Origin of the sequence: Rahnella sp. CG8 (assembly GCF_023701875.1) — a bacterium.
GTDB lineage: Bacteria > Pseudomonadota > Gammaproteobacteria > Enterobacterales > Enterobacteriaceae > Rahnella > Rahnella aceris.
This window is the reverse complement of the sequence record NZ_JABAED010000001.1, coordinates 43,261-70,203: the sequence shown is the minus strand read 5'-3', so window position 1 is coordinate 70,203 and position 26,943 is coordinate 43,261. Positions and strand designations below refer to the sequence as shown.

Genomic DNA, 26,943 nt, shown 5'->3' with positions numbered 1-26,943 from the left:
CGAGTTATTCGAGTTATTCGAGTTATTCGAGTTATTCGAGTTATTCGAGTTATTCGAGTTATTCGAGTTATTCGAGTTATTTATACAAACAGATAATACGAATACTCATATTAATTATTATTTAAAAATGATTCATATAAAATATTTATAGCACAAACAGTCACATAAATTATTTCAAACAAGATAAATTCAAAGTCAAAATTCAGCCATCGCAGAAAATAACACATAATAATTAATGGATATAGAATGAAAATTGTCGTCATTATTTTATCATTTGCCCTCTTTTCTGGTACTCCTGATGCAAAAAAACTGTACCGAACGTGATGCAGAAGCAGCAGATATTGCAGTGGACAATCTCGATTCATGGGATGCCCTACATAAAAACTACATCGCTTACGCACAATGTGACGATGGCAGTATCGCAAAAGTAAATTCAGAAGCGATGGCGCGGAGACTTACCGATAAATGACAGGAAATCGCTAAGCTGCAATCTCTGATAAATCGCGATTCAGGATTTGAAAAATATATTATGAGGCATATTGATGCGACGCTGGATGCGGATGACGCAGATACCCGTCAGCTTTCCATAACATCTGATAAGGGTCAGCAAAATCTTCGGTTGAGATCTCGCCATTAATAAATGATCTGGCGAAGGTTAAAAGTTTCTGGCTCATTTTTGGGTATCCTGCAATTGAACAGACTACGATTGTTTTTTACTTTCATGAAATTCAATAATCAGCGCAGCCAGCTCATCTTCCTCTGCATAAAAATATGCCACCGGCACATCCAACCCAGCAAGAATGCCTGACACGTATTGAGAAAGCGCTGCACACAAGCGTGCTTCCCTGAGTCTTTTAAATGGATAAGTTGAAACGCCAAATGGTGCCGATAATAGGAGTCGAACCTACGACCTTCGCATTACGAATGCGCTGCTCTACCAACTGAGCTATATCGGCTTTTTTGAAAGGTGCCGGGGCTAGGGGTAACAAATTATGCAAACCGCTGACGTCCGTCAAGCGCCGATCGGGATGTTTGGTGAGTTCTTAATCACCCTGCGCACAATATGGATATAACGCCGGTTCTGATGCAGCAAAAACGTTTGGGCGAACGGGGAGCAGGCGCAGAAACGGAACTAAAGGGAGAAGTTAAAAGATTGAAAATCAGGGAGTGCCAGAAGATAAATGGTGCCGACTACCGGAATCGAACTGGTGACCTACTGATTACAAGTCAGTTGCTCTACCTACTGAGCTAAGTCGGCATTTTGAAGTGTTACCGGGGAACTACGGGGCATAAACTATTCAAATCTCCGACGTCCGTCAAGCCCCCGGCGGTGCGTATGCTGCTTTTCTCATCAGCACACGCACTTTGATGAACTGACTGCTTAAGCTTTCGCCAGCGGTTCGCGGAAGAAACTGATCAGGGCGTTGTAAACCTGATAGCGGCTTTTCTCCAGCACCATCATGTGCGTGGCTTCACCGATTTCCAGCCAGCGTTTATCCGGTGAGCCGGTGGCGCGCAGGAACCATGCCTGTGCCAGTTCGACGGGCACATCAATATCCCATTCGCCGTGGATTAACATCAGCGGCACGCCGATATCGGCCGGATCGTAAAACGGTTTTCCCGCCGCCCAGTAATCGCGGATATCCTGAATCGGACCGTTGCTGGCGCGGATTGATTGCTGTGCCCGAAGTGCGTCATCCGGCTCGTCGCTGACGGTTTTTTCCAGCCATGCCTCAAATCCTCCTTCCGGGATCAGCCCTCCCCGCTTGCACTGTGGCGCTCCGCTAATCCAGCGTTCACGCGCCGCACCGGCATTGACGATGCGCCACGCGTTCAGTTCGCCACCGGGGGCGAGCGGCAGCGGTTTGTCGCTCACCCATTGCGGGGCAATCAGCCCTAAGCGCCTGACTTTGTGGCCGTTCTGCGTGGTGTACGTACCGGTGACGCTGCCGCCCCACGACATCCCGATCACGTTAACCTGTGAAAGCCCGTTCGTTCTGAGCACAAAATTGACGGCGCTGCTGAAATCGCGCACGGCGACATCTGTTCTCACCGCAGGTGCGTTGAGGGTGGCGGCCTGAAGCATTTCCACCGGACGGGTCGAGCCGCCATAACCGCGTACATCGACGGCGTACACATCAAAACCGGCGCGGGCGAGTGCATCGGCAAAAGAGGCGCCTTCCAGCGGCGTGTCAAACAGGCTGCCGGAGGAATAAGTCGCGCCGTGCATCATGACGATGGTGCTGGCTTCGCTGAATTTTTGCTCCCCTTTGCGGTGCTTGTGCAAAAGATGCAACCGGATGCCGTCGGTATCAGACGGGATCAAAAAACTTTCGCTGAAAATATCGGAATTGCTCATCGGGTTTTCCTTCTCAGAGTGGCTGCCAGCTCAGGCCACGGGCATCCTGACGGATTTTGCCCGCAGAGGAACCGGCGAAATGGGTGGTGAAAACGGTGGCCTGATGGCTCAGGGCAAACTCAATTGCCTTATGGCGTGAGGCTGTCGCCTGTGCCGGTTCTTCGCAGAACACCGAATCCCAGTCAGGGCGCGCGAGCTGAAGCGGATGGTGCATCACATCGCCCCAGAAAAAGGCCGTTTCACCTTCAGAGGTAAAGGCGAAAGAGAAATGATCATGGCTGTGGCCTGGCGTGCGGATGATGGCGAACCCCGGAATGGCCGTGGCGTCATCAGCATGTATCCGCTGATCGAGACCGGCCGCCACGACCGGCTCAACGCTGTCGGCAAAGATGCCGTCGCTCGGATCCCGGACGTTGTTCGGATCGGCGTAAAACTGGTATTCGGCTTCAGAAAACAGATAACGCGCGTTCGGGAAAGTCGGCACCCAGCGGCCATTCTCCAGCCGCGTATTCCAGCCGACATGATCAACGTGCAGATGTGACAGCAGTACCACATCAACATCTTCCGGTTCGACGCCCGTCGCCCGCAGGTTATCCAGCCAGCCCGTCTTCAGCTGATTGAACAACAGGTTCAGTGGACGCAATTTATCGTTGCCGGATGCGGTATCAATCAGCACCGTCTGCGTGCCGGTCTGCACCAGCCAGCTGTGGGTGCTGAGCATCAGTTCTGAGGCATCTGCGCCAAAAAAATCTGCCGGTAATGTTTTCGCGGCATCCTGAATAGCATCAGCATTCCATTGCGGAAAAAGCGACGATCCGGGATCTTGCAATGTCATCTCGGGGATCTTAGTGATTCTGGCGCTGCCGATCGGGTAAGTTTCTGGCACACTCATTTTATGACCTTATCTGGTGACAACCTTCTGGTGTGGGGTCATCCTCCCTGTTTCAGCACGGGCGAACAAGGTGGCAATCCCGAATGCAAGATTGCTGATATTGCAACGATAAAAAATGAAAGGGCCGGAATGGATAAGCTGGAGAATATGCGCACGTTCGTGCAGGTGGTGGATTCGGGGTCATTCAGCCGTGCGGCAGAACTGATGGATTTACCGAAATCCACGGTAACGCGGCAGGTGCAGGCGCTGGAAAGCGAACTGGGCGTGAAGCTGCTACACAGGACGTCGCGCCGTTTAAGCATGACGGAACAGGGCGAAGCCTATTATCACGGAGCAATACGGCTGCTTGATCAGATGGAGATTCTCGACAGCAATGTGCAGGCGGCAACGCAGGCTCCGCGTGGCAAAATCCGCGTCGAGATGCCGAATGCGATTGCTTATCGGCGGGTGATCCCCGCCCTGCCCGGCTTCCTGATGCATTATCCCGACGTTCAGGTTGAGGTGAGCGTCGGTAACCGCACCGCCGATCTGATTGCGCAAAACATCGATTGTGTGATCCGTATCGGTGAGCTGCACAACGATGCGCTGATCGCCCGGTCGCTTGGGGTTTTACCGATGATCACCTGTGCCGCACCGGCGTATCTGCAAAAACACGGCATGCCTGAACATCCGCAGGATCTTATCCTCGACCATACGCTGGTGCAGATCGCCTCGCCACAAACCGGACGGGTATTTGAACATCAGGTGTTTAAGGATCAGCAGTGTGTCACTGTTCGCGGGCGCTGGCAGTTCTCGGTTAACGATTCCACCGCAGCGCTGACCGGTGCCATTGCGGGGCTTGGCGTGCTGACGACGTATCGCTTTCTGGCACAGGAAGCGCTGGATAACGGCGCGCTGGTGCCGCTGTTTCCTGAATGGGCGGATGAACAGGTGCCGGTGCATATTGCCTGGCCGGAGAACCGGCATTTGCCGTCAAAGGTGCGGTATTTTATCGAATGGGTCAGGGCGTTGTTTCAGGAATGATGGTGTTCAGCAGGGATAAGCGATCGCACCGGTTTCATCATGCTGAATCCACCGGTGCCGGTCAGTTACGGACGGACTAAATCGTCGCCGTAACCAATCCATTTGTAGGTCGTCAGGGCTTCTAATCCCATCGGGCCGCGGGCGTGCAGTTTTTGTGTGCTGACTGCCACTTCTGCGCCTAAACCGAATTGTCCGCCGTCGGTGAAACGGGTGCTGGCGTTGACGTAAACCGCAGAGGAATCCACTTCACGCACGAACCTGTCCGCGCTGCTGATGGAACGGGTAAGGATCGCATCGGAATGCTCGGTGCCGTAGGTGCGGATATGCGCCACGGCGGCGTCCAGATCGGCCACTACCGTCACGTTCAGATCCAGCGACAGCCATTCATCCGAATAATCTTCTTCGGTCACCGCCAGCACTTTCGCCGGGCCGTTTTGCAGATACGGCATCGCAGATTCGCTGGCGTGTAACGTAACGCCTGCGCGGTGCATTTTGTCGCTCAGTTCCGGCAGGAAGCGGGCGGCAATCGCCTGATGCACCAGCACGGTTTCCAGGCTGTTACAGGCGCTCGGGCGCTGTACTTTCGCGCTTTCCAGCACGGTCAGCGCTTTGTCGAAATCGACGCTTTCATCCACAAACGTATGGCAAACGCCGATACCGCCGGTGATCACCGGAATGGTGGATTGTTCGCGGCAAAGTTTATGCAGCGCCGCGCCACCGCGTGGGATCAGCATATCGACGTATTTATCCAGACGCAGCAGTTCCGCCACCAGTGCACGATCGGGGCTGTCGATGGCCTGAACGGCGGCTTTAGGCAGTCCGCATTCCTCCAGCGCCATCTGAATGACGTTAACCGTCGCCTGATTGGTGTGGTGCGTTTCTTTACCGCCGCGCAGGATAACGGCATTGCCGGTTTTCAGGCACAGGCTGGCGACATCGATAGTGACGTTCGGGCGCGCTTCATAAATCACGCCGATCACGCCGAGCGGTACACGGCGGCGTTCGAGACGCAAACCGCTGTCCTGCTGTGAACCATCAATCACCTGCCCGACCGGATCGCTCAGACGGCAGACATCACGCACGTCGCTGGCAATCGCCGAAAGACGCGCGGGGGTCAGCAGCAGGCGGTCCAGTAATGCCTCGCTCATGCCGCTTTCGCGGGCAGCAGCCATGTCGAGTTCGTTAGCAAGAATAATGCTCTGGCTGTTGGCCTCAAGCATGTCGGCCATCAGCATCAGCGCACGATTTTTCTGCGCGGTGCTGAGGGTGGAAAGCTGCCAGGACGCGGCTTTCGCGGCCTTGCCCATCTCGTTAAGCATCTGTGGCTCCTTAACTGACAATCATGTCGTCACGGTGAACGGCAACCGGGCCGTATTCGTAACCGAGAATTTCACTGATCTGCTGAGAGTGATGACCGGCAATCATGCGCATCGCATCGCTGTTATAGCGGCTGACACCGTGCGCGAGGTCGCGTCCGTTCAGGTTGCGGATGCGGATCACTTCGCCACGCGAGAAATCGCCTTTCACTTCGCGGATCCCTTTTGGCAGCAGCGAACTGCCGCGCTCCATCATGGCAGAAACCGCGCCGTCGTCGATGGTGATTTCACCGGCTGGCGGTGCACCAAAGATCCAGCGCTTACGGTTTTCCAGCGGCGTCTCCATCGCGTGAAAACGTGTGCCGACGGAAACGCCGTTAATCACATCGCCAATCACGCCCGGCAGGTTGCCCGCAGCAATAATGGTATCGACGCCCGCCCGGCACGCGACATCTGCCGCCTGCAGTTTGGTGGCCATGCCGCCGGTACCGAGACCAGAGACGCTGTCGCCCGCCACACCGCGCAGTTCATCATCAATGGTCATGACTTCGCGGATCAATTCAGCTTCAGGATTGGTCCGCGGATCTGCGGTAAACAGACCACGCTGATCGGTCAGCAACAGCAATTTATCGGCACCCGCCAGAATAGCGGCCAGTGCGGAAAGATTGTCGTTATCGCCGACTTTAATTTCAGCGGTAGCGACCGCATCGTTATCATTAATGACCGGGACGATATGGTTATCGAGCAGCGCGTGCATGGTGTCGCGGGCATTCAGGAACCGCTCGCGGTCTTCCATGTCGGCACGCGTCAGCAGCATCTGACCAATGTGGATGCCATAAATCGAGAACAATTGCTCCCACAGCTGGATCAAACGACTTTGCCCGACGGCAGCCAGCAGTTGTTTGGAAGCAATGGTGGCGGGGAGTTCGGGGTAGCCAAGATGTTCACGCCCGGCAGCAATCGCGCCCGACGTGACAATCACAATCCGGTGCCCTGCCGCATGTTGCTGCGCGCACTGGCGGACAAGCTCAACAATGTGAGCACGGTTGAGGCGGCGCGAGCCGCCAGTGAGCACGCTGGTGCCCAGTTTTACAACCAGTGTCTGACTACCACTCATAATCGTTCCATTAGTGTGAAAAAGAAGGGCTTCTTTGTCTTTGTAACAGCAGAGAAGCGTTATGCCAAACGGCATAACGCTATAATAGCAGCATTCATGATGGGAATGGGTAGTACAGAAAGTCAGGCGGAGAGCTTCACAGGTTCTTCGCTGAAATCATCAGCAGGTTCCAGTTTGAGGGACATCTCTTCGATCATGGCATTCAGGTTTTTGTGGAACCCTTTCAATGTCGTCTCAAGCTTCTCTCGCACTTCAGCATCTTTAATGTTTTGCACTTTCCAGATGCCGTCTTTATCAAACAATCCGAAATGATAAACATAGGTAAAACGTTCGGCTTCAGCCTGCAATTCAATCCACCAGCCCCAGAATTCACGCTTTTCCGGCGCAGGCTTCACGTTCACACAGACAGCTAAACAGTCAAAGAAAAAGCGGTCGTTCTCGCATTTCCCTTCTCTGATGTACGGTCCCAGTGTACCGAAACGTTTCATTAGCCTGCTTTTAGGATGACCGCTTGGTAACGTCATAGTACAACCTCCATTGAAAGACGATCCTTTTTAGCAAAACGTTAGGAATTAGCAACTATTAAGTTAACGCATATGCTTTTGCAACCACCCACAAATCTCATGTAAAGCGCTGTCAAAATGCGCGTAAAGCGGCTCGCTGCGGATGGTCAAAAGCTTGCCGTCAGCGGAAGAATCCGCAATCAGCTTAGCTTCGCTCTTCGGACTGAATATATCGTTCTCCCAGTATGCGGCCAGGATGGGCGTCGGCGTTCTGCGTCCAAGCAACCCCTGCGTTTTCAGAGAATAACGATTAAGTTCGGTTTTCAGCGCCGAGTCGGACGCGCTCGACATGCCGATGCGGCTCGCCAGCACATCTATATACATGTCCGGTACCTGCTCCTGACATTTCGGGTCGCTCAGCAGCGTATGCACCAGCGCCCCCAGCGTGGCCACTGCCCGCACGCGGCGCGGTTCGAGATACGCCAGACGCACCGCGACGTTCGCACCAAAACGGTAACCGAGCAAACTGACGCGGCTGGCATCGACCCAGGGCACATCCGAAAGCTGCATCAGCACCTGCTGATGCAGGAAGCTGGTGTCCTGCGTCAGTTTCCACTTCGATGAAAAACCGATCGACGGCATGTCGATGGTCAGCATCGCGATGCCCATCGGCGCGAGATATGAACGGAACAGGCGCTGATGGTCACTCTGTAAGGTGTCGAGACCGCCACACACCAGCACCGTCGGGAACGGTGCTTTCCCTTCGGCTGGCAGGTGCAGGAAACCGGTGATAGGGGCACCGCCGGGGATCTTAAATTCCAGCTCTTTCAGTTCGTAAGGCGAATGTTCCGAGGATTTTTCAAAGGCTTTATTGGCCAGCGCTTGCGCCTGTTCCGCCAGCGTATCGCCTTTCAGATGCGGATAACCGGCGATGCTGTAAAGGTTGGCGGCTTTCAGCCAGTATTCGCTCGCCACATCCGCATCTTTCTCTTCGGCGGCTTTTTGCTGCCAGTACATCGCCTGATTTGACCATTCGTAGATCCAGTTGCCATTGCGGTAACCAATCACGGTATCGAGCAGCAACGGATCGCTGTGCTCCGCCTGGGAGACAGCAATGCGCGACAGCACTTCTTCCACTTCCAGCGGATCAACCCCGCGCCACATCCACATCAGACGGTTAATCGTGCGGTACCAGCAATGAACCGTGTCGCCTTCCAGCGCAGAATGCATCGGCGGGTGCGTATTATGGTGATGAACGCGATGAACCAGCGTCGATGTTTCCGGGTATTTGAAGGAAGGTTTAAACAGTTTTTCCGTAAGATTGGCTGGAGCCATGATGCAAGATCCTCCGTTAGCAAGCAGCAGGTCGCCCGCAGGCGATCATTTCTGGACGGGATTATAACCCGCCCACGTTGCGACAAGTGAGGGGTGAGGTCAAGCGGAAAGGATTTCAAGGCAACAAAAGCAAAACGCCCGGCAATAAGCCAGGCGTTAAATTAGAGGAATATTAACAGTGGAGGATTATTTTCCTACCAGAGGTGGCACGAATACCACACCCATATCCCACGGCTGTTCGATCCAGGTGTTCTGCGGGATGTCGATCACATAGTCATCAACCAGCGGTGCGCCAGCCGGTTTCGCGAAGATCGTGATGAAATGCGCTTTCGGGTACATTTCGCGGATGGCTTTCGCGGTGCCGCCGGTATCCACCAGATCGTCGATCACGATAAAGCCTTCACCGTCGCCTTCTGCGCGTTTCAGCACCTGCATTTCGCGCTGATTATCATGGTCGTAGCTGGAGATACATACGGTATCCACATGACGGATGCACAGCTCGCGAGCCAGCAACGCTGCCGGAACCAGGCCACCACGGCTGACTGCAATAATGCCTTTCCATTGTTCTGCCGGCAGCAGGCGTTTAGCCATAGTGCGCGCGTGGATTTGCAGCATGTCCCAGGTTACAACGTATTTTTCGCTCATAAAGGTGTCCCAGCCAGTGAATTAACGGCTTCTAAAAAAATAATGGGGGGAAAAAAGGTTGCGCGAGATTATAGTGAGTCCGGTTCACAAAAACCAGCGATTATCTGGCTTCAGCCGCCCAAAAATCCCGGAATTTCTCCCCGTCCCCGCGCACAGGTTAAGATTAAGTGATATTCTGTCAGGCCACTCGCCACACAGTCTGGCGGGGATTACTTAACCTTAAACCTACAGCATCTCAGTCAGTTCCCCTGCAAACGGAGCCTGAATGAGCTGACTGTCACAGGAGACTTATAGTGTCTGAACTGTCTCAGCTTTCGCCACAACCGTTGTGGGATATTTTTGCCAAAATTTGTTCAATTCCGCACCCTTCCTATCATGAAGAAGCGCTGGCAAAACACATCGTTGAATGGGCACAGGAAAAAGGTATCCACGCTGAGCGTGATGAAGTTGGCAACATTTTGCTGCGCAAACCCGCCACCAAAGGCATGGAAAACCGCAAAGCCGTTGCACTGCAGGCTCACCTCGATATGGTGCCGCAGAAAAACAACGATACTGTTCATGATTTCACTAAAGATCCGATCCAGCCCTTCATCGAAGACGGTTGGGTAAAAGCCCGCGGCACCACGCTGGGTTCTGATAACGGTATCGGTATGGCGTCCGCGCTGGCGGTTCTGGCTGATGACAGCGTAGAACACGGCCCGCTGGAAGTGTTGCTGACCATGACCGAAGAAACCGGCATGGCAGGCGCATTCGGCCTGCAACCGAACTGGTTACAGTCTGAAATTCTGATCAACACCGATTCTGAAACCGAAGGCGAAATCTACATGGGTTGCGCTGGCGGGATTGATTTTACCGCCACACTGCCGCTGAGCCGTGAAGCGGTTCCGGCCGGTTTCAGCACGCTGAAACTGACCCTGAAAGGCCTGAAAGGTGGCCACTCCGGCGCGGAAATCCACTTAGGTCTGGGCAACGCCAGCAAACTGCTGGCACGTTTCCTGGCAGACAACGCTGATACTCTTGGTCTGCGCCTGCTCGACTTCACCGGCGGCACACTGCGTAACGCTATCCCGCGTGAAGCGATTGTCACCCTTGCTGTTGCTGCTGATAAAGCAGACGCGCTGAAAGCGGCAGCACAAGAATTCCTGGCAACGATTCAGTTCGAACTGTCAGCGGTAGAGAAGAAAATTGCCTTCGTGGTGGAATCGGCTGAAAGCAACGCGAAAGCGCTGACCGCAGAAACTCAGGGTAAATTCCTTGCCCTGCTGAACGCGACGCCAAACGGCGTGATCCGCATGAGTGATGACGTGAAAGGCGTGGTAGAAACCTCGCTGAACGTCGGTGTTGTCACCATGAAAGATGACGAAGTGGCGATCAACAGCCTGATCCGCTCGCTTATCGACAGCGGTAAAGAATATGTGGTCAGCATGCTCAATTCACTGAGTGAACTGGCTGGCGCGAAAAGTCTGGCAAAAGGCAGCTATCCTGGCTGGAAACCTGAGCCGAAGTCACCAGTGATGACGCTGGTGCGTGAAACTTACCAGACGCTGTTCAATAAAACTCCGAACATCATGGTGATCCACGCCGGTCTGGAATGCGGTCTGTTCAAAAAACCGTACCCGGACATGGACATGGTTTCCATCGGGCCAACCATCACCGGGCCACACTCGCCGGATGAACAGGTTGAAATCGCCAGCGTCGAGCTGTACTGGAAACTGCTGACGGCCCTGCTGAAAGCGATTCCTGAACGCGGTTAATACTCGATCGGTCCCCTAAATCATTCGGGCTGTATCAAGGCGGCAACTGAGTAAATCCCCGGGAGCATACACAAGTATGTGACCGGGGTTTGCGAAGGCAGCCAACGCAGAGACAGTTTGAAGGATGACGGGGATCATTCCCAGGGAAGCAGAAGCTGCCGCTCGATCTGCGGATCCTGCAACGTCACATGTAATCCCACCAGCCTGACTCCCCTTCCGCCACGCCTCTGTTCCCAGGCTTCATGCGCGACCTTCAGCAGATCTTCTTTATTCAGCACCGGCCAGACGTGTTCCTGCGTGGTCTGCTGGAAATCATGGAATTTGAGTTTTACGCCCTGCCTCGCGATGCGCAGATCCGGGCTGACACGGCTTAAACGTGTTTGCAGTTCAGGATACAAACGTTCGATCAGCGACACGCATTCTTCCCAACTGTGGATATCTTCTGCCAGTGTGCGTTCAACGCCGACCGATTTACGTAACCGCTCGGGGGAAATTTCACGTTCATCGATACCCTGACAGCGTTCCCACAGCACACGGCCAAATTTGCCAAAGCGTTTAAGCAGTTTTGCCAGATCATAACGCTGCACATCGCCGCAGGTGATCAGCCCCTGCTCCTGCAAACGCTGAGCGGTGACTTTACCGACGCCGGGGATTTTACTCAGCGGAAGATCCTGTAAAAACACCCCGACTTTTTCCGGCGTGATCACAAACTGACCGTTGGGCTTGTTCAGATCCGAGGCGATTTTTGCCAGAAATTTGATCGGCGCGATACCCGCAGATGCCGTCAGATTGATCTCATCGAAAATGGCCTGACGGATTTCAGCAGCGATAAGCGTTGCAGAGCCGTTGCATTGCGTCGCGTGGGAAACATCCAGATAAGCTTCATCGAGTGACAGCGGTTCGATCAATGGCGTATAACGCGCAAAGATTTCACGGATATGGTTTGACGCTTCTTTATAGGCCTCCATTCGGCCGGGGATCACTTTCAGGTGCGGGCAAAGTTTCAGTGCCATGCCGGTGGGCATCGCGCTGTGCACGCCGAATTTGCGGGCAGGATAATTAGCGGTGCTGATAACACCACGGCGGTCACGACTGCCGCCAATGGCAATAGGAATGTCGCGCAGGGAAGGATCATCGCGCATTTCGACCGCAGCGAAAAAGCAGTCCATATCCACATGAATGATTTTACGCATAACCCTCCCCCTCAATAACTGTATAAGTATACAGTTGAATGCAGGGATGTCCAACATAGAAAATGAGGGTTAGTTTGACTTAATTAATCACCATTAATGGCAACGTAATAATTTTCCTATTCCTAAAGTCATTATTCATTATTTGGTGATTGCTAAAAATTTAATCAGTATTAATATGACAGCGTTTCCGACAGACAGTACATAAGAAGAAAATCAGTGGCGGTCTTACAGGCAGTTGAGCTGTAGACAAAATAATCAAAATTATTACCGAGCAGGACTTAGAATGATCAGAATCGCGCTGTTTCTTGCGATGCTCCTCAGTTTGCCTTTATTTACAGCAAATTACGCCGTGGCCAGCGATGCTGTCCCGGTCAACGCGGCACTAAAAAAACAATTACTGGGTGCACCTGTTTATATCCAGATCTTCAAACAGGAACGTAAACTCGAATTGTATGCTCAGCTCGACGGCGAATTTCGTCTGATCGGCAGTTATGGCATCTGCGATTTTTCCGGCGGTTTGGGAAATAAACGTCGCGAAGGCGATTTCAAAAGCCCGGAAGGTTTCTACAACGTGGATATTCACCACCTGAAACCCGACAGCCGCTTTTATCGCGCCATCAACATCGGTTTCCCCAATGCTTATGATATCTCGCAGGGTTATTCAGGTAAGTATCTGATGATCCACGGTAACTGTAAGTCTATTGGTTGCTACGCCATGACCGACGGCTATATGGACGAAATATTCACCTACGTACAGGCGGCATTCCAGTTCGGGCAACGCAATTTAAAAATTAGCATTTACCCGTTCAGGATGACCGATGCCAACATGAAGGCGCATAAAAACTCCAGCTATTACAGTTTCTGGAACCAGTTACAGCCGGGATATGCGTACTTTGAGAAACACCATCAGCCACCAAATGTCGTGGTCACTGACGGTAGATATGAAGTGCTACAACCGTTGTCCAACACCCCGCTGCCTTCACAGCTGGCGTTCGCCCCGATGAAATAATGCGAATTCACCTGGAGCAATTTTGTTCCAGGTTTCGTTCGCCGTCAGCGGTTGCGTGGCAATCACGGTGACGACATCATCCGGTGTCGTCTGCTGCTGAAAATCAATTTCCACATCCTGATCCAACAACGTTGCCTTGCCGAAAGGCGCACGCCGCGTGATCCAGTGCAAATTCGTCGAGCAATACGCCATCACGAAATTGCCATCCGACAGCAACATGTTAAACACCCCTTTCTGCCGTAATTCATCAGCCAGCGACGCAATATAGCGAAACACTGGCGGCCAGCTTGCAGGGCGGCGCGGATAGCGTTGGGTGAGTTTGTGCAGTAACCAGCAGAAGGCGTATTCGCTGTCGGTCTGGCCCACCGGACGCAGCGTACCGGTATCGAGCTGACGATAACCACGAAGCTGACCGTTGTGCGCATAAGTCCAGTTGCGTCCCCACAGTTCGCGGGTAAACGGATGAGTATTTTCCAGCGCGACTTCACCACGGTTTGCCTGACGGATATGAGAAATCACCGCGCAGGATTTGATCGGATATTCCTGAACAAGGCGGGCAATGGGCGAATTAAAGCTTGGCGTCGGATCTTTAAAAGTACGACAGCCATTCCCTTCATAAAAGGTGATGCCCCAGCCGTCTTTATGCGGGCCGGTCCCGCCACCACGCTGCACTAATCCACTGAAACTGAAACAAATATCAGTAGGAACGTTAGCGCTCATCCCGAGCAATTCGCACATCACCAGCCTCCTTTACGGCAAAAGGCTTATGCCTTTGCCATCTCTTTTTCGATCAGAAGAATCAAAATATGAATGACTTTGATGTGGATTTCCTGCACGCGGTCAGCGAAACCAAAGTGCGGAACGCGGATTTCCACATCGGCTGAACCGTCCATTTTCCCGCCATCTTTACCGGTCAGGGTGATAACTTTCATGCCTTTAGCACGTGCGGCTTCGATGGCTTTGATCACGTTACCGGAATTACCGGAAGTGGAAATGCCCAGCAGCACGTCGCCCTTCTGGCCTACGGCTTCCAGATAACGGGAAAAGATGTATTCGTAACCGAAATCGTTGCCGACGCAAGAGATGTGGCTGACGTCAGAAATCGCAATTGCCGGATAGCCCGGACGGTTTTCACGATAGCGGCCTGTCAGTTCTTCGGCGAAATGCATGGCATCGCAGTGTGAACCCCCGTTACCACAGGAAATCACTTTCCCACCCGCTTTGAATGAATCGGCCAGCAGCACCGCTGCACGTTGAATAGACTCAATATTTGCCGGATCGCTGATGAATTTATTCAGCGTGTCAGCAGCTTCGTTCAGTTCAGTACGGATAATATCCTGGTACATAGCAGCCTCTTTTATGTCCATTTGCAGCCGGTTTCAGCACGGCCGATAGCAATAAAACGTTCCGCTGTGCAGTTTAACGGAAAGCCGAAACAGCGAGAAGCCATGAAGCGGTAATGATTCCGATAGTTTCTGTTTTTGACGCTTCGTGCGGCCGGTTTGTGAGCTGCGTTGTAATTAGTATGTAAACACATTGATAAAGAAATGGGCATGAACTAAAACCATTATATCCCTACAACAGGTCAGACCTCCTACTACTCAGGAGCTTTACTATGATGGTTCTTAGCATTGTTGCATTTATCGTGATCCTTGGTGCGTTGTTCTATCACAAGGTCAATCTCGCCCTGAGCAGCCTGATTTTACTGGCGTTTACGGCGGTTATGGGTGCCATTAATCTGTGGACACTTTGGCTGTTATTGCCGCTGGCGATCATTCTCCTGCCCTTCAATATCCCTGTCATGCGCCGTTCATTGTTCTCCGGCCCGGCGCTTCGCACCTTCCGTAAAGTGATGCCCGCAATGTCGCGCACGGAAAAAGAAGCGATTGAAGCAGGCACCACCTGGTGGGAAGGTGACTTGTTTGGCGGCAAGCCAGACTGGAAGAAACTGCAGGATTATCCTGAGCAGCAACTGACAGAGGAAGAGCAGCGCTTTATTGACGGGCCGGTTGAAGAAGCCTGCCGTATGGCGAATGACTTCCAGATCACCCATGAACTGGCTGATTTGCCGCCGGAACTGTGGGCGTATCTGAAAGAACACCGCTTCTTCGCGATGATCATTAAGAAAGAGTACGGCGGTCTGGAATTCTCGGCTTATGCGCAGGCGCGTGTGCTGCAAAAACTGGCCGGTGTGTCAGGCATTCTGGCGATCACCGTCGGTGTGCCGAACTCCCTCGGGCCAGGCGAATTACTGCAACATTACGGCACCACGGAGCAGAAAGATCACTATCTGCCGCGTCTGGCCGAAGGTCTGGAAATTCCCTGTTTCGCCCTGACCAGCCCGGAAGCGGGTTCTGATGCCGGTGCCATCCCGGACTTTGGTATCGTGTGTAAAGGCCAGTGGCAGGGTAAGGAAGTGCTTGGCATGCGCCTGACCTGGAACAAGCGTTACATCACGCTGGCACCTATCGCCACCGTGCTGGGCCTGGCGTTTAAACTGAAAGATCCCGATCACCTGCTCGGCAACGAAACGGATCTGGGCATTACCTGTGCGCTGATCCCAACCGACACCGCCGGTGTTGAAATTGGTCACCGCCACTTCCCGCTGAACGTGCCATTCCAGAACGGCCCGACGCGCGGCAGCGATATTTTTGTACCGATCGATTACATCATTGGCGGCCCGAAAATGGCCGGTCAGGGCTGGCGTATGCTGGTGGAATGTCTGTCTGTCGGCCGTGGCATCACGCTGCCGTCTAACTCTACCGGCAGCCTGAAATCTCTGGCGCTGGCGACCGGGGCTTATGCCTATATCCGCCGTCAGTTCAAACTGCCTATCGGTAAAATGGAAGGTATCGAAGAACCGCTGGCGCGCATTGCCGGTAACGCTTACGTGATGGATGCCGCCGCAACGCTTATCACGAACGGCATTATGCTGGGTGAAAAACCAGCGGTGCTGTCCGCTATCGTCAAATACCACTGTACTCACCGCGGCCAGCGCGCCGTGATGGATGCGATGGATATCACCGGTGGTAAAGGCATTATGCTCGGCAGCAGCAACTTCGTGGCCCGCGCTTATCAGGGTGCGCCGATTGCGATTACCGTGGAAGGTGCCAACATTCTCACCCGCAGCATGATCATCTTTGGTCAGGGTGCGATCCGCTGTCATCCTTATGTTCTTCGTGAAATGGCAGCGGCGGAGAAAAACGATCTGGTTGATTTCGACCGTGCACTCTTCGGGCATATCGGCCACGTCGGCAGTAACAAAATGCGCAGTTTCTGGCTCGGTCTGACTAACGGCCGCACCAGTGATACGCCGGTCAATGATAAAACCGCCCGTTACTATCAGCACATCAACCGTCTGAGCGCTAACCTGGCATTGCTGGCTGATGTGTCGATGGGCGTGCTCGGCGGCAGCCTGAAACGTCGCGAACGCATTTCCGCCCGCCTCGGTGATATCCTCAGCCAGATGTATCTGGCGACGGCGACGCTGAAACGTTATGACGAAGAAGGCTGTCACGAAGCGGATTTACCGCTGGTGCACTGGGGCGTGCAGGATTGTCTGCATCAGGCCGAAGTCGCTATCGACGATTTGCTGCGTAACTTCCCGAACCGTTTTGTGGCTGGCGTGATGCGCCTGGTGATTTTCCCGTTGGGCCGTTCGCACTCCGCACCGTCTGATCGTCTGGATCACCAACTGGCGCGTATTCTGCAGGTGCCTTCAGCGACACGCAGCCGCATCGGTCGTGGTCAGTATCTGACACCCGGCGAGCACAACCCGGTCGGTCTGCTGGAAGAAGCCTTGCAGGATATTCTGGCCGCTGAGCCTGTTCACAAGCGTCTCTGTGAAGCGATGGGCAAAAAACTGCCGTTTACCCGTCTGGATATTCTGGCGCAAAAAGGTCTGGATGCCGGTCATCTGAGCGCCGACGATGCGCGTATCCTGAGCCGTGCGGAAGAAAGCCGTCTGCGTTCAATCAACGTCGATGAGTTTGAACCCGACGCGCTGGCCGCACAAAAACCAGAAGCGGAGAAAGACAGCGTAAAAAAGGCTGAGGCGAAACCCCGCCACACCGAAGCTGCCTGATTTAACTGTTAATCCATAAAAAAACCTGAGTGTTTACGCACTCAGGCTTTTATTATTTATGAAGATACATACATATTACCCTAAATAGTTCGTGTTGCAGAAAGGCGGTAAGCTCACTCACCCTGGGAGTGCAGCCAACGCATCTGTGACGCGAAATATGACGGGTAATCAGAAGTAGTATTTAAAGCGTACCCGCGCCCCATACCGCTCATCGCTGTCATCATCGCCGCTGTAGGTTTTATCTGCTTCCTGCATGGAGACATAAGCGCCCAGATACACGTTGAAGTTTTCCATATCCATCACGTTCGGGATCAGGTAACTGGCGTGAACGGTATGAATGTCGTAGCTGCCCGGTTCATCAAACCAGTCATCGTCGTAATCGGATGCGCGGACGCCATTGATGCTGAAGTCTTCGATTTTGTTGTGCGCATAGATGTAGCCCAGCTCGAAGCGTTTCCATAAGGCATTGGCACCGACGGTGAAGTCTTTTTCATCCGATGCATCCATATAGGCCGTGCTCAGGTTAGCCACCACGCCGTTCTCAGGGTCAGCTTTCTGCCCGTCCCAGGTCATGGTCATGCCATAACCATTACGTTTGGACTGATCAACGAATTCGCCATTTTCACCGGTGTAGCCATACGCATTGTTCACCACGTTGGTTTCCATTGCCGCCGCCACAGAGAACGCATCCCCTTTCCAGGCAATGACCGGACGCAGGTACGCGACGTTTTTATCATTCTCAAGTTGGTTGCCGTGGTAGTTTTGCTCAGCAAACAGTGAGGTGCCGTTTTCCAGCAGGGTGTTCAGCTCGAAATACCAGTTGCCGATATTCTTATTCAGCATGATGTTGCCGCCGCTGTCACTGCGACCGCGCCCTTCTTTCATCATGTAGACATAACCGTAGCCGTCGGCGTACAGATCATTGGCGGTATTCCCGGAGTATTCGACGAAGGTGTCCTGATTAAGCGGGAACATATCGTAAGCTTCGAAGCGGCCGATTTTTGCCATCCAGTTTTTTTCTTCACCGAAGAAGAAAGCGGCATCATCAAGATTCATTGAACCGTTCAGGTCAGCCGTTGGCTGCACAGAGAAACCGGAGAACTGACCATTATCATTTCGACGATAACCATCAAGACCGATTAATAACCGTCCGTTAACATCCCAACGCTCATTATTCCCCGGTTTCCAGTTTTTATTGTCACTGGTTCTGACGGAGGTTAATTGCCCGCTGCGGCTCGCACCGTCAACGTTAAATTCCACATCACCGTACAGTTTTAAATTATCGAATCCATTAAGTGTTAATAATTTGTCTTCCGATATGCCATCCTTTTTAACTTCTACCGGACTGGCTTCTTTCACGCGGGCAATTTCCTGCTCGCGCTTAATATCCTGATGCTTCAACTGCTGGATTTGTTTTTCGGCAGTTTCAGCCCGTGTTTCCGCCTGCTGAAGACGCTGCTCAAGCTGTGCCATACGGGCTTCAAGGCTGCTTCCAGACGTGGCGGCAACCGCAGAACCCGAAATGGCGAATCCGACGAATAAGGCCAATAGCTTAATTTTTGTCATAATAAGATATCCTTTTCACTATAAAAATTACCCGCTGCCAGTCAATTAACAGCGGTGTTTTATTTTTTGAAATAGTGCCCTGAGGTATTACGGCGAAGGATGAAGATAGTTTCCGAATTAATATGCTGTCAAAAATAAACTAGAGAAACGTGATGTGGGAAGTAAAATAACGAAATTTCGTCATTACAGAGTAAATAAACGTAAAGCGGGAGCCTTTTAAAAAAGGCTCCCGCTTATTATTCACTATTAAAGTATTCAGTATATAAATATTTATTTCATGAATACTTTATATTCAGCTTTTTTTAGGACGCACTTTCGCCGTCAGCCCTTTCAGGAAATAACGCATCACCTGATCGCCGCACGGACGATAATTTTTGTGGCCTTCTTTGCGGAAGAATGCGCTCAGTTCACCTTCAGACACTTTGAAATCAGCCGCCGTCAGTACAGAAATCATGTCTTCGGTTTTCAGCTCAAACGCCACACGCAGTTTTTTCAGCATGATGTTATTGGTCAGGCGTTTTTCCACTTCCGGTGCCGGGAAGCGATCGTCTTTACCGCGTTTGAAGGTAATCAGGCCATTGAGGAAGTTCGCCATCACTTCGTCAGGCACTTCCATGTAACCTTCTTCGTCTTCTTTTTTCAGATAACGCGACATCACGTCAGGGCTGACGGGCGTACCGGTGGTTTTAAGGATCTCGATCAGCTGGCCTTCGCTTAAATCCAACATGTAGCGCACGCTGCGTAAGACATGGTTATGCATCATAATTCTGTATTCCTGTTAAAAGTAAACCGAGGAAATGCCACCGGGTTTACCCCTACGCACCTCGAAGGCGGGCATTATACAAGAAACTTACAGGATTAGCTGAACTGACGTATCCGCGCAATAAGTGACTCCACATCGCCGATTTGTTGTGCAGTGAGGATCAGTTTTTGCCCAAGGCTCAGCGCATGGCGCTGGCAGTCGGCGCGCATCGCATCATCTTTAATGGTATCGAGATCAGCAACATGTGCCAGGCCGATGGTGCGACGGATTAACTCCGCGCCGCAGTAACCGACGGCATCGTGCCAGACTTCCTGCAAAAAGAGTCCGGCATAGCCGGTTTCCGCCAGCGTCGGATCCTGAGATTTATCCCGCGCCAGTTGCAGGAAACGCTCTGAGAAACTCATCCACAGTTCACGCACATCTTTCAGGCGCTGCTCGCGGCCGTCCGCCGCCTCGCGCACACCCACCAGCCCCGGCAGACCACAATAGTTCAGCAACAGGTTGCCGATAGCAGAACCGGGATCAAAGCCCATCGGGCCGTAATAACCGAACTCCGCGTCAATGGCTTTCAGTTTGCCTTCAGCAACAAAAATCGAACCACTGTGAATATCACCGTGCAACAGCGCTTCGGCCTTGCTCAGGAAACGATGTTTGAGCGCGGCCACAGCCAGACGCAGCGGTTTGTCCTGACGCAGTGCATCCACCGCCGGCTGCAATACCGGCTCAAAATTATTGCGCTCATGGTCAACATACGGATCGGTGAAGAACAGATCTTCGGTGATCTGACACAATTCAGGGTTGGTAAAACGCGAGACTTCGGCTTTTTTGGCCTGCGCATTCTGGTAGAAATCGGAAGTATGAAACAGTGTTTGTGCCAGATACTCACCCAGTTGGGCTGCCGCCTGCGGGTAATGTTTCCCCAGTACCAGTTCACTGCGCCAGATCTGATGATCCGATAAATCTTCCTGCACCATCACCGCCAGTTCAGCGTCGTGATGCAACACATTAACCGTGTGCTGCGGACAATACTGGCCGTGGATAATCAGGGTTTCGGCTTCAATGCGCGCACGATCTAACGTCAGCGGCCAGGATTCCCCCACACACCGCACGTACGGCAGCGCCTGTTTGACAATCACCCGGCTTTTCCCCGCAGTATCGCGGATCTTAAACACCAGGTTCAGGTTTCCGTCACCGATTTCATCGGCCGTGACAAGAGATTGCGGATCCGCCACGCCACCAAACTGACGGGCATATTCAACGGCATCGTTGGCGGTAAATGTGTAGTAGCGTGGCATCCTGACCTCTCGAATTCTTTTTTTAGCCTTTAAAGCGTTTAGACGTCTATACATCCGTGAAGCATGTTGGCAGAATAAGTGAACAGATGCAACCGGGCAACAAGGATTTAACTAACAATGCAAAGCCTCACAACCACCAGTTTACGTATTCGTGAAAACCAGCTGTGGATCCTCGACCAGCAAGCTCTGCCGCAACGTTCAGACTGGCGCGAATGCCGTGATGTCAGCGAACTGGTGGATCACATCCGCACCCTGCGCGTACGCGGTGCGCCGCTGATTGGTTTGTCCGCCAGTCTGTTGCTGGCGCTGCTGGCCGAGCAGGGAATGGCGCAGGATGAATTGCATCAGGCTCTGGAGACATTGCGTGCCTCGCGCCCGACCGCAGTGAATCTGATGAACAATCTCGACCGTATGAAGGCCGCGTTGCAACAAGCTGATTACGTGAAAGCGCTGGTGGAAGAAGCATTGCGGCTGGTGGATGAAGATCAGACATTGTGCGACAGCATTGCCACTCACGGCGCAAAACTGGTCACGCCCGGCAGCCGTCTGCTCACCCACTGCAACACCGGCGGCCTGGCAACAGCGGGCGTCGGCACGGCCATCGGCGTGATCCGTCGTGCCCATGAACAGGGCAATGTAGAACAGGTTTGGGTGGATGAAACCCGTCCGTTGTTGCAAGGGGGGCGCCTGACCGCGTGGGAACTAGGCGAGCTGGGCATTCCTTATCAGCTGATTTGTGATTCGATGGCCGCCAGCCTGATGGCGCAAAAACGCGTTGATGCCATCTGGGTCGGCGCTGACCGCATTGCTGCGAATGGCGATGTCGCCAACAAAATCGGCACTTACAACCTGGCGGTGCTGGCGAAATATCACGGTATTCCGTTCTATGTTGCCGCGCCGCATACCACCCATGACCCGCACTGCCCGAACGGTGCCGCCATCCCTATCGAACAGCGCGCGGCAAATGAAGTGACCGGCGTTTCCGGCAGCTTTGGTTCCGTACAATGGGCGCCGCTCGGTGCGCAGGTTTATAACCCGGCGTTTGATGTCACACCGGCGGAGTTGATCAGCGGATGGGTGCTGGATGTGGGGGTGGTGACGCCGGAGCAGGTTCGGGATGGTGTGTTTGCGAAGGCGTTGAAGTAATCTTTTCTCCTCCCGGCAAACTGTGGCAAACAACTCGGTTTGACTCCTCCCCCTGCGAAGGGGGAGGCTGGGAGGGGGTTTTAAGGGCTAACACCTCAGTTAAAGCACACTTCAACATCTTGATTTTGCTTTAAAACCCCACCCCAACCCTCCCCTTCGCAGGGGAGGGAGTCAAAGCTTACTCCCCCATCCGCGGATACGCATCCGCAATCTTATCGCCGGTGAAATGCGCCACCCAGCCTTCCGGATTATCGAATACACGGATCGCGGTAAACGACGGGGATCCGCCCATATCAAACCAGTGGCGGGTATTAGCCGGTACGGAAATCAGATCGTTTTTCTCGCACAGGATCTGAAAAATCTTGCCGTTCAGATGCAGGCAAAACAGCCCGGCACCTTCGACGAAGAAACGCACTTCGTCTTCGCCATGTGTATGTTCAGAGAGAAATTTGGTGCGCAGCACCTCACGCTGTTCGTTGTCCGGGCGCATGCTGATCACATCCCAGCTCTGATAGCCCTTCTCTTCGACCAGTTTGTCGATTTCATGCTGATAGGCGGCAATCACGTCCTGCGGCTGCGGGTTCTCGCCTAAATCGCGGTCAGCCTGCCAGCGTTCGAAACGCACATCAATTTTGCTCAGTTCAGCAGCGATCGCGTCCCCGTCGCGGCTTTCCCACAACGGTGCGGAAGGATCCTGGTCACTAAAAATCGTTAATGCACTCATGGTCAACCCTCTTATAAGAATGTTTCTAAGGCTATCTGATCAAAACGATTAACTTGCAGGTGATCGCTGAGTTCGTCCGCGTCATCGCGGATCAGCTGACAGGTATGCCAGCCCGCTAAGCGCGCGGCGTCCAGCTCCTGACGGATGTCCGATAAAAACAGTAAATCCTGCGGCGGCAGGATCAGTTGCTCAGCGATGTTCTGATATGACTCGGTTTCACGCTTAGCACCGACGCGGGTATCGAAATATCCGCTGAACAGCGAGGTTAAATCACCGGCATCGCTGTAACCAAACAACAGCTTTTGCGCGTCCACCGACCCCGAGGAATACACGCAAAGTTGCAGACCTTCAGCTTTCCACGCTTCCAGTTGCGGCTCGACGTCAGCATACAGATGCCCGCGAAAATCGCCGTTTTCATAGCCGGTACGCCAGATGATGCCCTGCAACACTTTCAGCGACGTCGATTTCACGTCGTTATCCATGTAAGTAAAGAGTTGTTCAATCAGCGCCTCGACGCTGGCCTGTGGCCGGTCGATTTCTGCGCGTAAGGCATCCAGTGCCGCCGCAACGTCCGGCTGTTCATGCTCATGGCGCAGGAATTCAGCAAGACGCTGACGGGCATACGGGAACAACACCTGATGCACAAAACGGATATCCGTGGTGGTACCTTCAATATCAGTCACAATGGCGCGGATCATTTAGCCTCCAGCAGGCGACGTTGCAGTTCACACTGGAATAAAAATTCCAGCCCTTCCAGATGGCGGCGCGCTTCGGCCACATCCCGTCCCCAGCAGGTCAGCCCATGACCGCGCAGCAGAAAACCATACTGCAACGGCGCGTGCTCCGCTGATGCGATGATCTTCTGCGCCAGCGCGGGAATATCCTGACTGTTGTCGAAAATCGGGATCACCACCTGATCAAGGTGCGAGGTCTGGCCGCTGAGCGATTTCTGCATCTCATAGCCTTCCAGCACCAGCGCACCACTGCGTTCTACCCGCGATAACACTGTCGAATTGACCGAATGGGTATGCAGCACCGCGCCTGTTTCAGGATAGCGGGAATACAGCATGGTGTGCAGCCCGGTTTCCGCAGAAGGACGACGTCCGCTGGGCGCAAGGCCGCTTTCCAGTTCCACCAGCAGGAAATCGTCTGCGGTGAGTGATCCTTTATCTTTTCCCGATTCGGTGATCAGGCAATGAGCATCGCCTTCGCGGACGGACATATTGCCGCCCGTTGCCGGGCTCCAGCCCTTCTGACCAATCCAGTGACAGGCTGCCAGCAGCGCGCCCAGTTGCAAATTCTCTGTCATCGTATTCCTGAAAAGCTGTGCGTTGAGGGACGGAGTTCGGAATGAAATTGACGCTATTTACCGCGATATATTCAATGTGTTGCGGCTTAGATCGAATTGGCATTTAGCCATCTAAGCGTCTCGATTGCCAAATATTAACATCGTGTTATATTGTGAGCAACATCGCTATTTGCACACCTGACGCCTGTCAGGTCAACGGTCCAGGAGTATTGACCCGCCATGAGCACAGCAGCATTGATCCCCGAAAGTAAACTTCCTGCATTAGGCACCACGATTTTCACCCAAATGAGTGCGCTGGCGCAGAAACACAATGCCATTAACCTGTCGCAGGGGTTTCCTGATTTCGACGGCCCGCAATATCTGAGGGATCGTCTGGCGTATCACGTCAGTCAGGGCGCGAACCAGTACGCACCGATGACCGGCACGGCGCAGCTACGTGAAGCGATTGCCACCAAAACCGAACAGATTTACGGCTATGCACCGGACGCCAACACCGACATCACCATCACGGCGGGCGCGACAGAATCGCTGTATATCGCCATCACCGCGCTGGTGTCGAAAGGCGACGAAGTGATTGCTTTCGACCCGAGCTATGACTGTTACGCCCCGGCGGTAGAACTGGCAGGCGGCGTGATGAAACGCATTCAGTTGCAGCCACCGGAATTCAAAGTGAACTGGGCGGAATTCGCCGATCAGATTACCGACCGCACAAAGCTTGTGATCATCAACACGCCGCATAACCCGTCGGCTACCGTCTGGAGCCACAGCGACGTCGGGCAGCTTTGGCAGATCATTGCGGATAAACACATTTTCGTGCTGAGCGATGAAGTGTACGAGCACATTTGTTTTGCGCCGGAAGGTCACGCCAGCGTGTTGCGACATCCGCAGCTGCGTCAGCGCGCCATTGCCGTATCGTCGTTCGGCAAGACTTACCACATGACCGGCTGGCGCGTGGGATATTGCATCGCACCGGCGGTTATCAGCGCCGAACTGCGCAAGGTGCACCAGTATCTGACCTTCTCCGTCACCACGCCGGTTCAACTGGCGCTGGCGGATATGCTGCGTGAAGCGCCGGAACACTGGCAGGAATTACCGGCCTTTTATCAGGCCAAGCGCGACCGTCTGGCGCAAGGGCTGGCGAACAGCCGCCTGAAAGTTTTACCGAGCCAGGGAACCTATTTTCTGCTGGTCGATTACAGCGAGGTGTCCGGTTTAGACGATGTTGCATTCTGCCACTGGCTGACTGAACATGTGGGCGTAGCGGCCATTCCGATGTCGGTCTTCTGCGCCGCGCCTTTCCCACATAAACTGATCCGGCTGTGCTTCGCCAAACAGGAAGCCACGCTGGACGCTGCTTCGGAGCGCCTGTGTCAACTTTAAAACTGTCCGTATTGCAACAGCCGCTGGTGTGGCTGGATGGCGAGGCGAACCTCGCACATTTCGACGGCCTGCTCAGTGCGCTGACCGGCCGCGACCTGATTGTTCTTCCTGAAATGTTTACCACCGGTTTCGCCATGCAGGCACCGGGCAGTGCGCTGCCTGAATCGCGTGTCGTGCAATGGCTGCAACAGTGGGCGAAACAACTCGGGGCAATGATTGGCGGCAGTGTGGCGTTAAGCACTACGGAAGGCGCCGTGAACCGTTTCCTGCTGGTTGAACCGCAGGGCAAGGTGCATTTTTACGATAAACGTCACCTGTTCCGCATGGCCGGTGAGCACAATTATTATGTAGCGGGCAAACGCCGTGAAATCGTCGAATGGCGCGGCTGGCGCATTCTGCCGCAAGTCTGTTACGACCTGCGTTTTCCGGTGTATTCCCGCAACCGGCAGGATTATGACCTGGCGCTTTACGTCGCCAACTGGCCTGCCCCGCGCAGCCGCCACTGGCAGACCCTGCTCGCCGCCCGGGCGATTGAAAATCAGGCTTATGTCGCCGGATGCAACCGCGTCGGCACCGATGACAACGGCCACTACTACAGCGGTGACAGCCTGATTATTAATCCGCAGGGGGAAGAGCTGGCGCGTGCTGAGCCGGGTTCGGCGATGATTATCGACGCAGAGTTGTCGCTGGAAGCGTTACAGGATTACCGCGAAACCTTCCCCGCCTGGCGCGATGCCGATACCTATTTGTTACATGACTAAAAAAATGCCCCGGACTTTTCAGCCGGGGCATGTTTAATTCCTGCCTGTCTGTTTAGTTCCCACCAATAAAGTCCATTTTACCGATGTTCACGCCCAGATGGCGCAGAATATTGTAGGCGGTGGTGATGTGGAAATAGAAGTTCGGCACGGCAAACACGGTAACATAGCTGTGCGCAGTAAATTTCATTTCACGATTTCTGCCTTTCACCACGATCTCACGGGATTCATCGCCTTCCAGTTGTTGTACATCCACACTTTCGATAAAACGCAGCGTTTTGGCGATGCGCTCCTGCAACTGGGCGAATGTCACTTCACTGTCTTCCATTGCAGGCGCGGCGATACCGGCCAGACGGGCAATTGCGCCTTTTGACATATCACTGGTGATTTGCACCTGTCGCGCCAGTGGATACATATCTTCTGCCAGACGGGTATTCAGGACTTCTTCTTCTGATTTTCCGTTTTCCTTTGCCCATGCCGCGCCTTTTTCCAGCAAGGCTGAAAGATTTTGTAAACCACGAACAAATTGTGCCGCCGTACTGCCATAAAGCGATGCTGACATGATGCTTCCTTAATGAATGATGGGTTAGAACAACTGGCGCTACCTTAGCGCGTTATGGTCTGAACAGCGCGCCGTTTTATAGCAATGAAGTGTGACGAAAAATCCGCTTTGCGAGCTGCCCCTGTCTTTTTGTCAGCGCATGTAAAAACATCCCGGTGTGGATCACTTCTTGCATTCAATACCCCCGCAAAAACATCTGACAGAGGATCA

General features: G+C 53.3%; 26 protein-coding genes and 2 tRNA genes. 8 read left to right on the top strand and 20 right to left on the bottom strand.

All coding sequences use genetic code 11. From position 1 onward, the window contains the following. Window positions 1-298 precede the first annotated feature (298 nt). On the top strand, window positions 299-469 hold the full coding sequence (locus HGO41_RS00380) for a hypothetical protein (protein ID WP_223509688.1): 171 nt from the start codon (window positions 299-301) through the stop codon (window positions 467-469). Between the two features lie 58 nt (window positions 470-527). On the opposite strand, the gene HGO41_RS00375 is transcribed toward HGO41_RS00380, so the two are convergent. The 5 genes from HGO41_RS00375 to HGO41_RS00355 form a co-directional block, all read right to left on the bottom strand. Further along, window positions 528-674 (bottom strand): colicin immunity domain-containing protein, encoded by a 147-nt coding sequence (locus HGO41_RS00375; RefSeq protein WP_223509687.1) that lies wholly within the window; start codon window positions 672-674, stop codon window positions 528-530. 206 nt (window positions 675-880) lie between these two features. After that, window positions 881-956 (bottom strand) — tRNA-Thr (locus HGO41_RS00370). Between the two features lie 226 nt (window positions 957-1,182). Beyond that, window positions 1,183-1,258, bottom strand: a tRNA-Thr gene (locus HGO41_RS00365). A 123-nt stretch (window positions 1,259-1,381) separates the two neighbouring features. Then, window positions 1,382-2,359 carry an alpha/beta hydrolase gene (locus tag HGO41_RS00360; RefSeq protein WP_250980672.1) on the bottom strand — a complete coding sequence of 326 codons (978 nt, stop codon included), beginning with the start codon at window positions 2,357-2,359 and terminating at the stop codon, window positions 1,382-1,384. Between the two features lie 13 nt (window positions 2,360-2,372). Continuing rightward, the gene (locus HGO41_RS00355) at window positions 2,373-3,251 is read right to left on the bottom strand and encodes an MBL fold metallo-hydrolase (RefSeq protein ID WP_013574294.1); all 879 of its coding nucleotides are present in this window, start codon (window positions 3,249-3,251) and stop codon (window positions 2,373-2,375) included. A gap of 129 nt (window positions 3,252-3,380) precedes the next feature. On the opposite strand from HGO41_RS00355, the gene HGO41_RS00350 reads away from it, so the two are divergent. Beyond that, entirely contained in the window at window positions 3,381-4,274 is an 894-nt protein-coding gene (locus tag HGO41_RS00350) for a LysR family transcriptional regulator (protein WP_013574293.1), read from the top strand. 65 nt (window positions 4,275-4,339) lie between these two features. On the opposite strand, the gene proA is transcribed toward HGO41_RS00350, so the two are convergent. From proA to gpt, 5 genes are all read right to left on the bottom strand, one after another. Further along, the gene (gene proA / locus HGO41_RS00345) at window positions 4,340-5,593 is read right to left on the bottom strand and encodes a glutamate-5-semialdehyde dehydrogenase (RefSeq protein ID WP_013574292.1); all 1,254 of its coding nucleotides are present in this window, start codon (window positions 5,591-5,593) and stop codon (window positions 4,340-4,342) included. 10 nt (window positions 5,594-5,603) lie between these two features. Further along, complete coding sequence (gene proB, locus HGO41_RS00340) at window positions 5,604-6,707, bottom strand: glutamate 5-kinase (RefSeq protein WP_250980671.1); 1,104 nt, start codon at window positions 6,705-6,707, stop codon at window positions 5,604-5,606. A 122-nt stretch (window positions 6,708-6,829) separates the two neighbouring features. After that, window positions 6,830-7,231 carry a sigma factor-binding protein Crl gene (gene crl, locus HGO41_RS00335; protein WP_013574290.1) on the bottom strand — a complete coding sequence of 134 codons (402 nt, stop codon included), beginning with the start codon at window positions 7,229-7,231 and terminating at the stop codon, window positions 6,830-6,832. A 63-nt stretch (window positions 7,232-7,294) separates the two neighbouring features. Further along, the gene (gene frsA / locus HGO41_RS00330) at window positions 7,295-8,545 is read right to left on the bottom strand and encodes an esterase FrsA (RefSeq protein ID WP_013574289.1); all 1,251 of its coding nucleotides are present in this window, start codon (window positions 8,543-8,545) and stop codon (window positions 7,295-7,297) included. Between the two features lie 186 nt (window positions 8,546-8,731). Continuing rightward, window positions 8,732-9,190 carry a xanthine phosphoribosyltransferase gene (gene gpt / locus HGO41_RS00325; protein WP_013574288.1) on the bottom strand — a complete coding sequence of 153 codons (459 nt, stop codon included), beginning with the start codon at window positions 9,188-9,190 and terminating at the stop codon, window positions 8,732-8,734. 293 nt (window positions 9,191-9,483) lie between these two features. Between gpt and pepD the strand changes: the two genes are divergently transcribed. Next, a complete protein-coding gene (pepD, locus tag HGO41_RS00320; RefSeq protein WP_126124653.1) occupies window positions 9,484-10,944 on the top strand; it encodes a beta-Ala-His dipeptidase in 1,461 nt (486 codons plus the stop codon). 134 nt (window positions 10,945-11,078) lie between these two features. Here pepD and dinB read toward each other — a convergent pair whose 3' ends face one another. Continuing rightward, a complete protein-coding gene (dinB, locus tag HGO41_RS00315) occupies window positions 11,079-12,137 on the bottom strand; it encodes a DNA polymerase IV (RefSeq protein WP_250980670.1) in 1,059 nt (352 codons plus the stop codon). A gap of 283 nt (window positions 12,138-12,420) precedes the next feature. On the opposite strand from dinB, the gene dpaA reads away from it, so the two are divergent. Further along, window positions 12,421-13,146, top strand: a complete 726-nt coding sequence (gene dpaA / locus HGO41_RS00310; RefSeq protein ID WP_013574285.1) for a peptidoglycan meso-diaminopimelic acid protein amidase — start codon at window positions 12,421-12,423, stop codon at window positions 13,144-13,146. Here the strand turns inward: dpaA and HGO41_RS00305 are convergent. Then, window positions 13,117-13,884, bottom strand: a complete 768-nt coding sequence (locus HGO41_RS00305) for a class II glutamine amidotransferase (protein ID WP_015696178.1) — start codon at window positions 13,882-13,884, stop codon at window positions 13,117-13,119. The two genes, dpaA and HGO41_RS00305, sit on opposite strands and share 30 nt — an antisense overlap. 26 nt (window positions 13,885-13,910) lie before the next feature. Beyond that, on the bottom strand, window positions 13,911-14,492 hold the full coding sequence (lpcA, locus tag HGO41_RS00300; RefSeq protein WP_013574283.1) for a D-sedoheptulose 7-phosphate isomerase: 582 nt from the start codon (window positions 14,490-14,492) through the stop codon (window positions 13,911-13,913). A 269-nt stretch (window positions 14,493-14,761) separates the two neighbouring features. Between lpcA and fadE the strand changes: the two genes are divergently transcribed. After that, the gene (gene fadE / locus HGO41_RS00295) at window positions 14,762-17,230 is read left to right on the top strand and encodes an acyl-CoA dehydrogenase FadE (protein ID WP_126124652.1); all 2,469 of its coding nucleotides are present in this window, start codon (window positions 14,762-14,764) and stop codon (window positions 17,228-17,230) included. A 168-nt stretch (window positions 17,231-17,398) separates the two neighbouring features. Here fadE and HGO41_RS00290 read toward each other — a convergent pair whose 3' ends face one another. From HGO41_RS00290 to mtnK, 3 genes are all read right to left on the bottom strand, one after another. Beyond that, complete coding sequence (locus HGO41_RS00290) at window positions 17,399-18,796, bottom strand: carbohydrate porin (RefSeq protein ID WP_250980669.1); 1,398 nt, start codon at window positions 18,794-18,796, stop codon at window positions 17,399-17,401. A 292-nt stretch (window positions 18,797-19,088) separates the two neighbouring features. Continuing rightward, the gene (locus tag HGO41_RS00285; RefSeq protein ID WP_013574280.1) at window positions 19,089-19,559 is read right to left on the bottom strand and encodes a YehS family protein; all 471 of its coding nucleotides are present in this window, start codon (window positions 19,557-19,559) and stop codon (window positions 19,089-19,091) included. Window positions 19,560-19,654: 95 nt separating this feature from the next. Then, the gene (mtnK, locus tag HGO41_RS00280) at window positions 19,655-20,854 is read right to left on the bottom strand and encodes an S-methyl-5-thioribose kinase (RefSeq protein ID WP_250980668.1); all 1,200 of its coding nucleotides are present in this window, start codon (window positions 20,852-20,854) and stop codon (window positions 19,655-19,657) included. 117 nt (window positions 20,855-20,971) lie between these two features. Between mtnK and mtnA the strand changes: the two genes are divergently transcribed. After that, a complete protein-coding gene (gene mtnA / locus HGO41_RS00275; RefSeq protein WP_217147217.1) occupies window positions 20,972-22,000 on the top strand; it encodes an S-methyl-5-thioribose-1-phosphate isomerase in 1,029 nt (342 codons plus the stop codon). A 178-nt stretch (window positions 22,001-22,178) separates the two neighbouring features. Here mtnA and HGO41_RS00270 read toward each other — a convergent pair whose 3' ends face one another. Genes HGO41_RS00270 through HGO41_RS00260 form a run of 3 tightly spaced genes read right to left on the bottom strand, consistent with a single transcriptional unit; the run spans window position 22,179 to window position 24,033 of the window. Continuing rightward, entirely contained in the window at window positions 22,179-22,724 is a 546-nt protein-coding gene (locus tag HGO41_RS00270; RefSeq protein WP_013574277.1) for a 1,2-dihydroxy-3-keto-5-methylthiopentene dioxygenase, read from the bottom strand. A gap of 11 nt (window positions 22,725-22,735) precedes the next feature. After that, window positions 22,736-23,422 (bottom strand): acireductone synthase, encoded by a 687-nt coding sequence (gene mtnC, locus HGO41_RS00265; RefSeq protein ID WP_250980667.1) that lies wholly within the window; start codon window positions 23,420-23,422, stop codon window positions 22,736-22,738. Continuing rightward, complete coding sequence (locus HGO41_RS00260; RefSeq protein WP_013574275.1) at window positions 23,419-24,033, bottom strand: methylthioribulose 1-phosphate dehydratase; 615 nt, start codon at window positions 24,031-24,033, stop codon at window positions 23,419-23,421. The genes mtnC and HGO41_RS00260 overlap by 4 nt, the downstream gene beginning before the upstream one ends. 219 nt (window positions 24,034-24,252) lie before the next feature. On the opposite strand from HGO41_RS00260, the gene HGO41_RS00255 reads away from it, so the two are divergent. Beyond that, window positions 24,253-25,413 carry a pyridoxal phosphate-dependent aminotransferase gene (locus HGO41_RS00255; RefSeq protein WP_013574274.1) on the top strand — a complete coding sequence of 387 codons (1,161 nt, stop codon included), beginning with the start codon at window positions 24,253-24,255 and terminating at the stop codon, window positions 25,411-25,413. Next, entirely contained in the window at window positions 25,401-26,174 is a 774-nt protein-coding gene (locus tag HGO41_RS00250; protein ID WP_112151324.1) for an amidohydrolase, read from the top strand. Before HGO41_RS00255 ends, HGO41_RS00250 begins: the two co-directional genes overlap by 13 nt. Before the next feature lie 52 nt (window positions 26,175-26,226). Here HGO41_RS00250 and HGO41_RS00245 read toward each other — a convergent pair whose 3' ends face one another. Next, window positions 26,227-26,733 carry a DUF1993 domain-containing protein gene (locus tag HGO41_RS00245; RefSeq protein WP_015689449.1) on the bottom strand — a complete coding sequence of 169 codons (507 nt, stop codon included), beginning with the start codon at window positions 26,731-26,733 and terminating at the stop codon, window positions 26,227-26,229. Window positions 26,734-26,943 lie beyond the last annotated feature (210 nt).